The sequence below is a fragment of the Pengzhenrongella sicca genome (assembly GCF_017569225.1).
GTDB lineage: Bacteria > Actinomycetota > Actinomycetes > Actinomycetales > Cellulomonadaceae > Pengzhenrongella > Pengzhenrongella sicca.
Genome location: NZ_CP071868.1, coordinates 956,096 through 970,456, shown reverse-complemented (window position 1 = coordinate 970,456; position 14,361 = coordinate 956,096). Strand labels below are relative to the sequence as shown.

General features: G+C 67.9%; 11 protein-coding genes. 4 read left to right on the top strand and 7 right to left on the bottom strand.

Features of this window, described 5'->3' with window-relative positions; translation table 11 throughout:
- Nucleotides 1-96 precede the first annotated feature (96 nt).
- Nucleotides 97-822: an excalibur calcium-binding domain-containing protein gene (locus J4E96_RS04315; protein ID WP_227424556.1), complete on the bottom strand. Its 726-nt coding sequence runs from the start codon at nucleotides 820-822 to the stop codon at nucleotides 97-99.
- 12 nt (nucleotides 823-834) lie between these two features.
- On the opposite strand from J4E96_RS04315, the gene J4E96_RS04310 reads away from it, so the two are divergent.
- Entirely contained in the window at nucleotides 835-2,061 is a 1,227-nt protein-coding gene (locus J4E96_RS04310; protein WP_227424555.1) for a hypothetical protein, read from the top strand.
- Nucleotides 2,062-2,170: 109 nt separating this feature from the next.
- On the opposite strand, the gene J4E96_RS04305 is transcribed toward J4E96_RS04310, so the two are convergent.
- From J4E96_RS04305 to J4E96_RS04285, 5 genes are all read right to left on the bottom strand, one after another.
- Nucleotides 2,171-4,045, bottom strand: coding sequence for a glycosyltransferase (locus J4E96_RS04305; protein WP_227424554.1), 1,875 nt, complete (start codon nucleotides 4,043-4,045; stop codon nucleotides 2,171-2,173).
- Nucleotides 4,042-5,223, bottom strand: coding sequence for a class I SAM-dependent methyltransferase (locus J4E96_RS04300; protein WP_227424553.1), 1,182 nt, complete (start codon nucleotides 5,221-5,223; stop codon nucleotides 4,042-4,044). Before J4E96_RS04300 ends, J4E96_RS04305 begins: the two co-directional genes overlap by 4 nt.
- A 26-nt stretch (nucleotides 5,224-5,249) precedes the next feature.
- Nucleotides 5,250-6,461 carry an ABC transporter ATP-binding protein gene (locus J4E96_RS04295; RefSeq protein WP_227424552.1) on the bottom strand — a complete coding sequence of 404 codons (1,212 nt, stop codon included), beginning with the start codon at nucleotides 6,459-6,461 and terminating at the stop codon, nucleotides 5,250-5,252.
- A 2-nt stretch (nucleotides 6,462-6,463) separates the two neighbouring features.
- Nucleotides 6,464-7,330, bottom strand: coding sequence for an ABC transporter permease (locus J4E96_RS04290; RefSeq protein WP_227424551.1), 867 nt, complete (start codon nucleotides 7,328-7,330; stop codon nucleotides 6,464-6,466).
- Between the two features lie 99 nt (nucleotides 7,331-7,429).
- Nucleotides 7,430-9,286 carry a hypothetical protein gene (locus J4E96_RS04285; RefSeq protein WP_227424550.1) on the bottom strand — a complete coding sequence of 619 codons (1,857 nt, stop codon included), beginning with the start codon at nucleotides 9,284-9,286 and terminating at the stop codon, nucleotides 7,430-7,432.
- 103 nt (nucleotides 9,287-9,389) lie between these two features.
- Between J4E96_RS04285 and rfbB the strand changes: the two genes are divergently transcribed.
- The 3 genes from rfbB (at nucleotide 9,390) to J4E96_RS04270 (ending at nucleotide 13,119) form a co-directional block, all read left to right on the top strand.
- Nucleotides 9,390-10,385 (top strand): dTDP-glucose 4,6-dehydratase, encoded by a 996-nt coding sequence (gene rfbB, locus J4E96_RS04280; protein ID WP_227424549.1) that lies wholly within the window; start codon nucleotides 9,390-9,392, stop codon nucleotides 10,383-10,385.
- Between the two features lie 118 nt (nucleotides 10,386-10,503).
- Entirely contained in the window at nucleotides 10,504-11,727 is a 1,224-nt protein-coding gene (locus J4E96_RS04275; RefSeq protein ID WP_227424548.1) for an LCP family protein, read from the top strand.
- A 459-nt stretch (nucleotides 11,728-12,186) separates the two neighbouring features.
- On the top strand, nucleotides 12,187-13,119 hold the full coding sequence (locus J4E96_RS04270; RefSeq protein WP_227424547.1) for an LCP family protein: 933 nt from the start codon (nucleotides 12,187-12,189) through the stop codon (nucleotides 13,117-13,119).
- On the opposite strand, the gene J4E96_RS04265 is transcribed toward J4E96_RS04270, so the two are convergent.
- Entirely contained in the window at nucleotides 13,120-14,292 is a 1,173-nt protein-coding gene (locus J4E96_RS04265; protein ID WP_227424546.1) for an EAL domain-containing response regulator, read from the bottom strand.
- Nucleotides 14,293-14,361 lie beyond the last annotated feature (69 nt).

Here is a 14,361-nt window from a genome sequence, read left to right as displayed (position 1 = left end):
CCGGACCGGCGAGACCGGGAATCGATCGATCACGGCGTCGTTCCTGGGCTGACACCAGCGGTAGCAGAGAAACTCGTTCCCGCCGTCACGAGATACCTAGGGAACGACGTAGTACGCGATGCGCTCAAAGTTCCAGTTCTGGTCGTTGGCCCGCAGGTGCGCCGCCTCGGCAGCACTCGCGGTGAAGAAGTGCTTTCCGAATCCCGGGCTCCAGAACCGGTACACGGCTGTCGACCCCACGACCTTCTCGGTCGTCGCGCAATACGCGATTCCTTCGTACGCCCAGTTGGAGTCGTTTAGCCGGATGTTGTCGGCCTCAGCCTGGCTCGCGGTGAAGAAATGGCTCTGGAAACGCACGGAGTAGAACCGATAAACCGCGGTGGCAGCATCGCAGCCTTGCCCATCGGGCGCATAGGCCGCGAATGCTTGACCCTCGTATCTCCAGTTCGGATCCCCAGCCCGGATGTGCGCGGACTCGGCTGCGTTCGTGGTGAAGAAGTGCGCGTTGTTGAAACCCGGGCTCCAGAAGCGCCAGACCGGAACCACAGCCAAACTGCTCGGAGGTTGGCTGACTGGCCGCGATGGAAGCCACTCGCAGGCGATCCCGTCTCCGTCGCGGTCGAGCCCGTCAGGGTCGCCAGCAAATGCATCGAGGTGATCTTGCGCATCCTGTCGGTACCTGAAGTCGCTGCAATTGAGGTCCACACCCATGGCGGCGGACGCGACCGATGACGCTGTCACGAACGCGATTGCAGCGACCACCAAGACCGCCATACCTCGTCTGAACTGCCGCACGAGAACCCCCTTGTCGTCGCGAGGCACTCTAAGGCCTCCGTGCCCTTCGCCATCGAAGCGGTCTGGGCGCTGGTGACATCCAGCCCTTATTCACCCGAATGCGCGGCAAAGCGGGCACATCAGGCGCGCTTGCACCCCTATGTTCTCGACAGTACCGACGACGGCCTCGGCGAAAAATCGGTACACACCACCCCTCACACATCGGGAGCACTCGTGATTACTCGTCCGACTGGCAGCGTCCCCCCGCAACGGCATTCGCTGCGGTGGCGGCGGTGGGGGGCCCTCGTGGCGTGCACGGCGCTCGGCATCGGCCTGTCGGCTACCTCCGCCTCAGCGGATTCCGCGATCTTTCTCGACCCCTCCGGCGAAGAGGGCACCATCCCGGCGATCGATGTCGTGCGGTACCGGGTCAGCCTGGACGCCAGCACGATCGTCTCAACGGTCTACTTCAGCTCGTGGGATCGCGCCACTCTGGTAAATGCGCTTTCGCGGACATATCTGCACGTATCCGCAAGTGACGGGAACTTCATGCTGGAAAAAGTTGGTGGTAGCGAGTCTGCGGTTCTCGTCCAGGTGATCGACGAGACAGGGAACACCCTTCCCGTTCCTGGTTGTCCGGTCACCGTGACGTTCGCTCCCGCCGAGAAGTCCGTCGCGATGTCGACCAGTGCCGCTTGCCTTGGAACGCCCTCCGCTGTCAGTGCCTACCACTACGTTGAGCTTGGCGATTCGTTCGACTACGCGGACTCCAACCCCTTCGGCCCCAGCTGGAACGTGAGCGCAGGCCCGCAGAGCGGCCTCGGTTTGCCGATCGTCACTGTCCAGCGCTTCTGGAGCCAGGCGTACAACAATGCTCACTTCTTCACGGCCGACGGCGACGAGGCGATCAACATCTACACGACTGACGCCAACTGGACGTACGAGAAAGTAGCCTTCTCCGCCTATGCGACCCAAGGGCAGGCGTGCGCGACGGCGGGGCTGACGTCGATCTACCGGTTCTACTCCCCGAAGTTCGAGTCGCACTTCTTCACCTCGAGCGCAGCCGAGATGAACAGCGTTCGCGCAAACGACCGGAACTGGAACTACGAAGGAGTGGCGTACTGCGCCCCGACCGACACCGCGGCCGGCACGGCTCCGCTGTTTCGGTTCTGGAGCGCCCGCTTCGGCAAGCATTTCTACACCGCCGACAGCGCGGAGGCGCACCAACTGCGCACCGCCGACCCGAACTGGGCCTACGAGGGCGTGGCGTACAACGTCCTGAACTGACCTCACCATGACGTGCACGCCGTGCACGCCGCCAGCAGGAGCGCTCCCCTTGCTGACCCGTCCGCTCGGCGCCGCATTCCGTGTGCGTCGAACGGACGGGTCTGCGGCGCTATCCGATCTCGCGCAGTCGCGTGGCGATCCGCTCCGCGGAGTGCCGCCAGGTGAACTGGTCGGTCACGCGCTGGGCCGCGAGCGCGCCGCGCTTCTTCGCGACATCACTGCCGTTGACGACCTCGCGCATCCTTGCCTGCAGGTGGTCCTTGTCCGGCTCGGCCCAGTCGAACCCGTCGTAGTACACGCAACGCGCTTCGGCCGGTGCCATCGAGTACTCGAGCGGGAAACCGACCTCCTCGTCGAGGAAATCGGTCACGCCGCTCCAGCCGGTAGCGATGACCGGCAGCCCGCAGGCCATAGCCTCGAGCACAGGCTGCCCCCAGCCCTCGCCGCGGGTCGGCAGCACGAAGCAGTCGGCTGACCGGTACAAGGAGCCCATCTGATACCCAGCGAACTCCGGGTTGATCATCACGACGATTCGAGCGGTCTTCGGCAGATCGAGCTTCGCGATCTCGGCGCGGACGTCGATTGACGGGTCGCGGTTGAAGACTGACAGGAGGAGCATGACGTTCTCCTTGCGGGAGAACTCCTGGGCGAAAGCGCGCAGCAGGACTTCGGGAGCCTTGCGCTCGCCCCACTCGAAGACGGACAAGAAGGTGAACGCCTCCGAAATCCGCTCGCCCTTGATCTGAGTGTTGAAGTACACGTCGTCCACGCCGAGCGGCATGACCTGGATCGGCACGGTCACGCCGCTGCTGCGGAAGGTGTCGACATTGAACGAGGCCGGCACCCACACCTCGTCCATGGCATTGCAGCCATCGACCCAGGTCTTCGGCAGGCCCGTGACCTCAAGCATCGTGTAGCCGACCTCATGTCCGGTCGACCGTCGCTTGAAGGCGTCGGCCTGGCTGTACGAGACTCGGATCGCCTTCGAGTCTCGCGGCTCCCGGACCATGAAGTCGTCGATCAGCGCATGCCCGGTCGGAGGCTCCGTGGCACCGTAGGCGTTCTCGAACGAGACCCGCACATCCTGGTAGTGCAGCTGCTCCATGAGCTGGCGGCTGCCCACGGCGTAACCCAACGGCGAGTGCGCGACGGAACGCCACCTGACGTCCACGTCGTAGCGGCCGTCATCGAGCCATTCCCCCCACTTCTCGCTGAAATACTCGCGGGACTGGCCGAGCAGCCCCCAGATGTCAACCTTGTTCTCGCGGGTCGAGGTGTTGTGGAAATGCACCGGAGACACGTCTCCGCAGTAGACGATCCGCATCCCGGCGCGGCGCGCACGCAGGCAGTAGTCCGTGTCCTCGAAGTACGCGAACAAGCCCTCGTCCAGCCCACCCAGCGCGTCGAGCCCTGCACGGGTGAGGTACGCCAAGGCGAAGATCACGGCCTCGACGTCGCGGAGGCCACCGCCCTGACCGACGTCCTTCTCGTTCCCGCCGAGCTGCTGGCCGTAGATCCCCACGGGCTGCATGTACGCGCCCAGGTGGTTCACGAGACCGTTCTGGTCGATCAGGCGAGAGCCGACGACCGCTATGCCCGGCTCGGCGTAGGCAACCTGTTGCAGGCGCGCGATCCAGCCGTCATCGTCGAACCGAATGTCGTTGTTGATCAGGATGATGTCTTCGGCCGCGGTCGACTCCGCGATCCCCTGGTTGACGCCCTTGGTGAAGCCGAGGTTCGTCGGGTTCTCGACGACCGTCACGTCCGCCTCGGAAGCTGCGAGCTCCCGAAGCCAGTCGACCGACCCGTCGACGCTGCCGTTGTCGATGAACACGAGCCGGTACGGAACGTCGGCCCCCGCAGTCGCCCGAATGGATCGGTAGCACTGCTTCGTGAACGGGAGGGCATTCCAGGTGAGCAGCACCAGGACGACGGGCCGGGGCCCACCGTTGCTGCCTTCAAGGATGGGAACGAGGTCACTCATCGAGATCCTGCCTCCGGCTTCCGTCCCACGACGGCATAGTGCTGGTACCCGTAGATCAGGTCGTTGAGCATGTCGAGGTTGTGGCCGACGACGTCCCAGCCGGGCTCGCCACGCAGCTCCGCAGGAATGGCCTGCAAGCGGGCAGAGTCGGGCACCTTCTGGGTGCGCACGATCTGCACGTCGTCGAATCCGCACGCCTCGAAGGCCCAGCGCAGCGCCTCGGGGTGGATCGGCTTGATGTGCGTCAGGTCCACGTAGAAGAACGTCGAGAAGATGAAGAGAGCCTCCGGGTTGGGCGTCTCCATCACGAAGACCCCACCAGGCGCCAGCTTGCGTCGCACCAGGTCGATCGTCGTCATCAGCTCGTTGGTGGTCAGGTGCTCGGCCACCTGGCTCGAGAACACTCCATCGACCTCGCCCACGCCCAGCCCGTGCAGGTGCTCGACTGCGTCCTCGAGCCGCACGTCCCGGCCTGCCGCGCGGGCGGTGGCGACCTGCGACTCGTCGGAGTCCACCCCGTACCCGTGAATCCCGGCCTCCTCGAGGACCGAGACGAACTCGCCACGCCCCGACCCCAGATCCACCACGGCCTTCGAGTCTTCGAAGTACTTCAGATAGGTCGCCAGCAACGGGCGCACCACCTCTTGGCTGCCGCGGTGCCGATCTTCGAACCCGCTGTAGGCGAGCAGCCGCTGGACACTGAGATCGAGAGCGGACGATTCGTCGGAGTCCGGTCGGGACTGCTGGGCGCGGCGCGGCGCTTCGGACGAGAGCCGGTCGACCTCGTGCTCGAGCTCTTCGAGCCGGATCAGGAGGTCCGTGACTCCCGCCTCAGCGCGGGCGGCCACCCCGGCGACCCGGGCATCGACATCGAGGAGGCGCTCGTTGACACCCGACTGCTGGAGCGCTATCGGCTTGACGTACCAGCGCACCAGCCGGCGGAAGACCCGCTTGGAGAAGACGATCACCGGCCCGATCACAGGGCGGCCGGAGCCAGAGGGGAGGTCGACGACAAGACGCGCGTCCCTGCGAAGAGCATCGAGCCCGAACCGGTCCAGCGATTCGAGTTCGATGAACAGAACACCGTCGTCCCGTTCCCGCCGTGCACGGGAGAGCGTTCCCCGAACCTTGCGCATCATGGTGGCGACGTCAGAATTTCTCAGCATTGTGTCCTTCACGTTGTTCGCTCATCGCAGCTCTGGAGTCAGGCCGTGCGCACGGGAACCGACCACGTGCCTTCCACGTAGACCATTCCCGCCTGACCGAGGCTCCGCGCCCCGTTCATGACCGAGAAGGCAAACTCCCGCTCACGCCAGTCGTAGATCGTCGCGCAGGCACGGTCGTGCAGCGCGGCGGTGAGCAGGTACGGGCCCTTCAGCAGCGGCGTCTCGGCGAGCTCGAAGCGCACCGTGCCGTTGGCGGGCAGCTTGGCGCCGATATCGGAGTGGAGCGAGTTCTGCCCGTGCACCAGCTGGTCGTTGTCGGCACGATAGATCGCGATCCCGGCGACGAGCTCGTCCACCGGCTCCGAGCTGACGTAGTCGATCTCGATGGCCGACGGCTCCCCGCCACGGAGGTTGGTCGTCCGCCGGCCGCTCTCGCCGACGAAGTTGACCGCCGTGATCTGGACCTTGCCGTTTCCCCACCGCGTGTCGCTCGTCGAATGCGGCGAGCTCGCCTCGTCGGCGACGTGGACGTTGCCGAGGTACTCCCCCACCACCTCGTCGGACGGCCCCTGCGCGCGTAGCTCTCCGTGCTCGATCCAGATCGCGTCCTGGCACATCGTCGTGATCGTCCCGAGACTGTGGGAGACGAGCACGATGGTGCGGCCCTCGTTGCGGAAGTGCGCGATCCGCTCGTAGCACTTCATCTGGAACTCTTCGTCACCGACCGAGAGCACCTCGTCCAGGAGGAGCACCTCGGGCTCGACGCTGATCGAGACCGCGAAAGCCAGGCGGGCATTCATGCCCGAGCTGTAGTTCTTGATCGGGAGATCCATGAACTGCTCGACGCCAGCGAAATCGACGATCGAGTCGTAGAGCGCGTTCGTCTCTTTCTCGTTCCGCCCGAGCACTGAGCTGGCGAGGTACACGTTCTCCCGGCCAGTGAGGTCGGGGTGGAAGCCTGTGCCGAGCTCGAGCAGCGAGGACATCGACCCGTTCACGCGGACGTATCCGCTGTTCGGCGTCATGATCCGAGCGAGCACCTTGAGGAGGGTCGACTTGCCGGAGCCGTTGGACCCGATGATGCCCACGGTCGAACCGGCCGGGACCTCGAAGTTGATGTTCTTGAGAGCGACGAAGTCCTCGTACTTGTTCGAGCGTCCTACGAAGCGCTCCTTGAGCGTGTGGGACCGCTCGTGATAGATGCGGAAGTTCTTCCACATGTCGACAACTTCGATCGCGACGTCAGTCATGGCTAGATCATCTCCGCAAACATGCGTTCGTTCCGTCGGAAGACCGCAAGCCCAACCACCAGGAAGAACACCGACACGACAGCGGCGTACCCCAGCAGCTTCCAGTCCGGCATCGTGTGCATGATCAGGATGTTGCGCAGGGACACCAGGATGCCTGCCATCGGGTTGAGTTGGATGATTTTCAACAAGCTCGGTCGGTCCTCGATGATGGTGAGCGAGTAGATGACGGGCGTCGCCCAGAACCACATCTGGATCGCAATCCCGATGAAGTGCTGCACGTCCCTGAAGAAGACGGCGGCCGCGGACAGCAGCGCCGCGATCCCGAAGGCCAGCGTGGCGGTGATGAGCACCAGCAGCGGGAGGAAGACGATCTGCCATCCGGGGGGCCCGACGAAGATCGTGACGACGATGATCGCCACTGCCATCTCCCAGAGGAAGGTCACTCCGGCCGACAGGACGCTCGTCAACGGAAGGATCTCGCGTCGGAAGTAGACCTTCTGGAGGAGATAGCCCGAGCCGAGCACCGATCCCGTGCCGGCGAGTACGCCGTTCTGCAGGAGATTCCACATCACCAGACCGACGAACAGGTACACGGCGAAGGGTGTGTCTCCCGCGTCGGCGACCGGCGAGGAAGGCATGATGACGGTGAATACGAAGGTGTAGACGGCGACCTGCAAGAGCGGCGTGATGAGTGACCAGAGGGCGCCCAGGATTGTGCCCCGATGCTGAATCTTCAGATCGCGCCGAACGAGGTTCTTGAGGAGCTGGCGTGCCGCACGGTATTCCAGCCGGGTCTGCGCCCGGCTCGCACGCGTCGGCCGTCGAGCCTGTTTCGACGGTTTGGTGGAGACGTCTGCTGCTACTGACATGACGAGCAGACTACCTGGTGATCATCCGCGCCCTCGTCCCGGCCGACGCCGGCACGCGCCGTCGCCCGACGAGATCAGGCGTGCGTCGCGGCGGTGTCCTCAGCCCTGCAGGCGCCAGAGCGTGACCGTTCCAGCCGGATCTGCGCCGTGCGCCGGGTACTCCCCAGACGTGATTCGCTCCGCGGTGGCAGGGATCGCGAGCGCAGGGGCGCACGCAGTGCTGGTGAGGAGCCACCGCGCGCCGGCCGTGCGCGCCGCCGCCTCGTCCACGACACCCGAGGCCCGCATGTGCAGCACCTGGTCCAGGGCCTCGACCTCGTCAGGCCACGCCAGGCCACGGTTGAAGGCCGCCACCGAGCCGCCCCAGTTCACCTTGAAGAAAAGCGGATCGATGCACATGTCGGTCAGCACCGAGCCCCCGCCGGCCTCGGCCGCGGCGGAGATCGTCGCGCCCTCGACATAGAGCGGCGACGAGAGCTGCAAGTAGCCGGCGGACGCCACATCGGCGCGGAAACGGATCCAGTCGGGGATTCCCGCACCTGCCCACGCGACGACGACGACCAGGGCGACGACGACGACGGCCCGCGGCGGGGATCCCGGGCGCGTGTTTGCCCGGGACGGGTCATCCGCCGGACCCCGATGGGCGACCGATGACGTGACCGCCTCCAGCGCAGCCCAGGCCCCGAGGGGAACCGTGAGAACGGCCACGAGCACATAGACGTCGAGCCAGAACCGGTACGGCTCCTGATTCGCTCCCCAACGGTCATTCGTCGCCAGGAGGGCCCACACGGCAACCGATGCCACCGGCACGGCGAGCCAGAGGGTCCGCCGGTGGCGCACCCCGAGCATCGCGATGAACGCCAGGGCCGGGAGGATGACGCCCGCAGCGACCAGCCCAGCCTCGAAGGACACGCCGAGGTCCTTCGACGAGCTCTCGCGGTAGGTGAGGAAGGCATCGCCGCCGAGGATGCCGAACACCGTGCCAAGCACCTGCGGCGCCGCTCCGACGGCGACGGCAGCCACGCACCACAGGAGGCGCCAGCGGGTCGCTCGGGCGAGCACCACCAGTCCCGGTGCCATGGGCAGCAGGCCAAGAACGAGGACGGCGAGCGGGCTGACCCTGGCTCCGGCGGCCGGCCCCAGCGCGAGCACGACCACGAGGGCAACCGCGGTCGCGAGCAGTGCGATCCGCGATCGCTCCCGAACGAGTCCGACGGCCGCCGCGCCGCCCGCCAGCATGTACACCGCGACGAGGAAAGAGTAGGTCTGGACGTTGGCAAGGGCACCAATGAGGAGACATGCAGCCACGGCGACGGGCCAGGCGGCGCGTTCGGGGACGCGGCCTGCCCCGACGAGCAGCAGCGCGAGCAGCGCCACGCCAGCCAGGCACAGCGCGACCGACTCGCCGTTGAGCGTGTAGATCACCCCGAAGGGTCCCCACAGGACGGCATGGGAGTCCAAGGTCGTCATCCACGAGTCGCTCACGAGCCACGAGAACGTGCCGAACATGAACGGGGTGAAGCCGAGCAGCCCGGTCCACCAGCGGCGCGTCAGGAGCACGCACGTCGCGCCGATCGCGACGACGAGCATGACCTGCGCCGCGAGACCCAGCACCGTCCACATCGTCGCGACGCTGGTCGAGGTCGCGTCCGCGGCGAGCCCCAGCAGCAGGTAGTACGCCCGCGGATAGTAGTTGGAGCCGGTCATCGTCAGGGGTTCGACCGCCGAGAGATTCCCGTTCGCGGCATTCGAGGCGATGGCGAGGTAGGCGAGCTGGTCAGACCAGTAGTAGTTCCGGAACATCGACGGGTGCCACCCCGCCCAGCGAAGCATCATCCCCGCCTGCGCGACCAGGTGCACGAGCGCCGCGACCAGGACCGCGGCCGTCGCGAGCGTCGCCTGCCGGCGCCTTCGACGCCTCGGCGTCACCGTCGGCGTTGAAGGCTGTCTGTGCACAGTGCGGAGGATACCGCGAGTCCCCCGAGCCCCGAGCGCGGCCGTTCGAGAAGGCTGCGCCTCCCGTTAGGCTCGTGACCTCTGCGTCAACAGGAGGTCCATCATGCGTCTGCTCGTCACCGGCGGAGCCGGCTTCATCGGCTCGAACTTCGTCCACCACACGATCCGCGACCGCGCCGACGTCCAGGTCACGGTGCTCGACGCCCTGACCTACGCCGGCGACGAGGCCTCCCTCGCGCCGGTCGCCGGGCGGATCACGTTCGTCCAGGGTGACATCACCGACGCCCCGCTCGTGGACCGCCTCGTAGCCGACGCCGACGTCGTCGTGCACTTCGCGGCCGAGTCGCACAACGACAACTCGCTCGAGAACCCGTGGCCGTTCGTGCAGACGAACGTCATCGGCACGTACACGCTGCTCGAGGCCGTCCGGCGCCACGGCACGCGGTACCACCACATCTCGACCGACGAGGTCTACGGCGACCTCGAGCTCGACGACCCGGACCGCTTCACCCCCGAGACGCCGTACAACCCGTCGAGCCCGTACTCCTCGACCAAGGCCGCCAGCGACCTGCTGGTGCGCGCGTGGGTGCGCTCCTTCGGCGTCCAGGCCACGATCTCGAACTGCTCGAACAACTACGGCCCCTACCAGCACGTCGAGAAGTTCATCCCGCGCCAGATCACGAACGTGATCGACGGGGTGCGCCCCAAGCTCTACGGCACGGGCGAGAACGTCCGCGACTGGATCCACGTCGAGGACCACAACTCCGCAGTGTGGGCGATCATCGACAAGGGCCGGATCGGCGAGACCTACCTCATCGGGGCCGACGGCGAGCAGAACAACAAGGACGTCATCGAGCTGATCCTCGAGCTCACCGGGCAGCCCCGGGACGCCTACGACCGCGTCAACGACCGGCCCGGCCACGACATGCGGTACGCGATCGACTCGAGCAAGCTGCGCACCGAGCTCGGGTGGGCGCCGCAGTTCTCGAGCTTCCAGGACGGCCTCGCCGCCACCGTCGCCTGGTACCGCGAGAACGAGGCCTGGTGGCGCCCGCAGAAGGACGCCACCGAGGCGAAATACGTCACGCTGGGGCGCTGACGGCCGCGGCCCCCGGCTCGCGCCGGGGGCCTTGCCGATCTCCCATCTGCACAGACCCTCCACGCAGTCGCCCCTGCGCCTCCCACTACCCGCCGGTCTCGGCCTCTAAACTCCTTGGGTGCCCTCACCCCACGCAGCCTCGGCGCGCCCACGCGCCACGCGCCATGCCCGACGGCCGGAGTCGCACCGGGTCGTCCGAACCATCGCGCTCCTGGTCACCGCAGTGCTGGCCTTCAGCATCACCGGGGCCGCGACGGCATACACGAGGCTTCAGTCCAACATCACGTCGGCGAACGTGGTCGACCTGCTCGGCGACGACCGCCCCGAGCAGGCAGCCACGCCTGACCCCAACGATCCGAACGCCGGGCAGGCTCTGAACATCTTGCTGATGGGCTCGGACGTTCGGGACGGCGAGAACGCGGAGATCGGCGGCGACGTCTCCGGGATGCGCTCCGACACCACGATCGTGCTGCACCTGTCTGCCGACCGGACGCGTGCGGACCTCGTCTCGATCCCGCGGGACACGCTCGTGGACATCCCCGCGTGCGCGCGGTCCGATGGCACGACCTCCGAGGCGCAGGACGGTCAGTTCAACGCCGCCTTCTCGATCGGCTCGGAGTCCGGCCAGGTTTCGGACGCGGCGGCCTGCGCAATCCGCACGGTCGAGGAGAACACGGGAGTGTTCATCAACGAGTTCGTCGTCATCGACTTCGCTGGCTTCACTCGCATGGTCGATGCACTCGGCGGTGTCCCGATCTGTATCCCGAACGATATGAGCTCGCCGAAGGCCGGGCTCGAGCTGACGGCGGGGCAGCAGACGCTGGACGGCGTGACGGCGCTCGCCTACGCCCGGGCCCGGACCGGCACCGGCGTCGGCGACGGGTCCGACACCAACAGGCTCGGCCGACAGCAGCAGCTGCTCGCCGCGATGGTACGAACGGTGCAGTCCCAGAACCTCCTGACCGACCTGCCGAACCTGCTGCAGTTCCTCAACGCCGCGACGTCGTCCATCACCGCGAGCACGACGCTCGCCTCGATCCCCAACCTGACCGGCCTCGCGTTCAGTCTGCGCGGGACCGCGTCGAGCAACATCACGTTCATGACCATCCCGTTCGCGGCCGCGCCGTCCGACCCGAACCGCGTGGTGATGACGGACGAGGCGGATGCGATCTGGGCCGCGCTAGCGGCCGACCAGCCGATCACCCCGGCGGCTGAACCGGTCGCGCCGGTGGATCCGGCCGCCACGCCCGACCCCTCCGCGGACGCTTCCGTCGAGCAGGAGACCCCTGTGCCTGGCAAGGACGCAATTACCGCCGAAACCGTCACGGCAGTCTGCGGCTGAGCGACCATGGCCCCCGAGGACAAGCCCCGCCGCCCTGCCGGCGCTAGCCGCGCCCGCACGGGCGGGTCAGCGCGGCCCGTCGGCGGCGAGGCGAGCCGGCCAACGGCGCCGCCCGCACGCGCAGCGCGACCCGCACCGTCCGGCCCCCCGGCGCCGTCGGCACCCGCAGGCGTCCCCCCGAGCATCAATCCCGCGTCGGCCGGGCGCCGCCCGGCTGTTGCCGACGCGATCACGGTCGGTCGCCCAGCGTCGCCCACCGGGACACCGCGACGCCCTGCGGCCGCGGTACGTGCCCCCGCACAACCCGCCGGTGCGGACCGCGTCAGCCCCCGCCCGCCCGTCGGCCCCCGCGCGCCCGCCGCCCCGCCACGTCGTCGGGTCGATGCGCCGCCGCCCGCGCGCCCGCGCCTGCCCGGCTCGCGCCTGCCCGGCTCGCGCCGCAAGCGGATCGCCATCACGGTGGCAGTCGTCGTCGTGGCGCTCCTCGCCTGGCCTATCGGCATGCTCGTGTGGGCCAACGGCAAGATCGAGCACGTGGACGCGTTGTCCGGCGTGGCGAACACCCCCGGCACGACGTACCTCATCGCCGGCTCCGACTCTCGCGCTGACGGCACCATCGAGGACACCACCACTCCCGGCGCCCGCACGGACACGATCATGCTGCTGCACGTCCCGCCCAGCGGGCCAGCGGCACTGATCAGCCTCCCGCGCGACACCTATGTCGAGATTCCCGGCCACGATGCCGGCAAGCTCAACGCGTCATTCTCGCTGGGGGGCGCGCCGCTGCTCGTCACGACCGTCGAGACGCTCACGGGAATCCACGTCGACCACTACGCCGAGATCGGGTTCGGCGGGGTCGAACAGGTGGTCGACGCCGCCGGCGGCGTCAATCTCTGCCTCGAGAGCCCGCCGCTGTCCTTCCCCCTAAACGACGTGAACTCCGGGCTGGTCTGGGACGCGCCCGGCTGCAAGGACGTCGCCGGGCCGATGGCCCTCGCCTTCGCGCGCATGCGGTACTCCGACCCGACCTCCGACATCGGCCGCGCGCAGCGCCAGCAGCAGCTCATCTCGGCCGTCACCGGGGCGGTCGCCAAGCCGTCGCTGGCGCTCCAGCCGGCCAAGCAGGTCCGGCTCGTGTCCGCCGGCCTCGGCGCACTCTTCGTGAGCAACGGCACGAACATCGTCGACCTCGGCCGCCTTGCGCTCGCCTTCAGAAGCGCGACCGGTCCGGGCGGCATCACCGGCACGCCGCCGATCCTGAGCATCGACTACCGGCCGGGAGGCGTGGGCTCGACGGTCGAGCTGGACCCGGACACGAGCCCGGCGTTCTTCACGGCGATCATGACGGGCACGCTGCCGGCGGGTGCCGTCGGCGGGATGCCCGGGGCCTGATCAGGCGCGCACCGCCCGGGCGGGCTCGGGGCGCCCGAGGAAGTACCCCTGCCCCCACGGCACCCCGATGTCGCCGAGCACCTCGAGCTCCGCGGCCGTCTCGACCCCCTCGGCGATGACCACGGCGGCGATGTCGGTCGCGAACGCCACGAGCGCGCTCGCCAGCGCGCGTTGCATCCGGCTCCGCTCGATCCCGTTGATGAGCGAGATGTCCAGCTTGATGATGTCGGGTTCGAGCGCGAGGATGTGCTGGAATCCGGCATACCCCGAGCCGACGTCGTCGACGGCGAGCCGCAGGCCGTCCGCGCGCATGCTCGCGAGCGCGCGCCGCACGGCGGCGTAGTCCTCGACCGGCGCGTGCTCGGTGAGCTCGATGACGATCCGGTCGACCGGCCGGTCCTCCAGGTCACCCCGACGCAGCTGGAGCACGGTCGCCGGGGCCATGTTGACGGCGAGGAACGTGCCCGCGTCGTCGTCGAGGAACGGCAGGGCCCGGGTGACCGCGTCGAGCTCGAGCTCGATGCCGTGGCCCACCGTGAACGCGTCCCGGAACCAGCCCGCCGGGCCGTGCTCGTGCGGGCGGGCGAACCGGGCCAGCGCCTCGTGGCCGACGGTCGCGCGCGTGCCGAGCTCAGCGACGCGCTGGAACACGGGCGTGATGCTCCCGTCCTGGATGACGGTCTCGACGCGGTCCCGCATCCTGGCCAGCTCGCCCTCGGTGGCCTGCGGGACGGCGGGACCGCCGCCGACGGCGCGCCGGATCGCCGTGTGCAGCTGGCGCGTCTCCAGCAGGTTCGCGACCCGCAGCCCGAACTCGACGGTGTCGAGCGGCTTGGTCAGGAAGTCCCGGGCGCCCTTGCTCAGCGCCAGATCTCGGCTCTGCCGGGTCGAGTCCGCGGTCAGGACCAGCACCGGCAGGTAGCTCCCCGCCGCGAACCGGACGATCTGCTCGAGCACGGCGTGGCCGTCGAGGTGCGGCATGTACAGGTCCAGGAGCACCAGGTCCGGGTCGATCGCGGCAAGCCGGCCCGCTACGCGACGCGAGTCCGTCTCCGCCGTAATGCGATGGATGCCCTCGTTCATGAGCAGCGCCCGCACGAGCGCCACGTTGGCCTCGTTGTCATCGACGATGAGCACGCTCATCGTCGAGAACCGCTCAAGCAGCCTAGGCATCGGCCGCACCCCTCAGGGCGCGTTGGACCGCGGCGATCGGGCAGCGCCACCCGGCCTCACCGACACTGT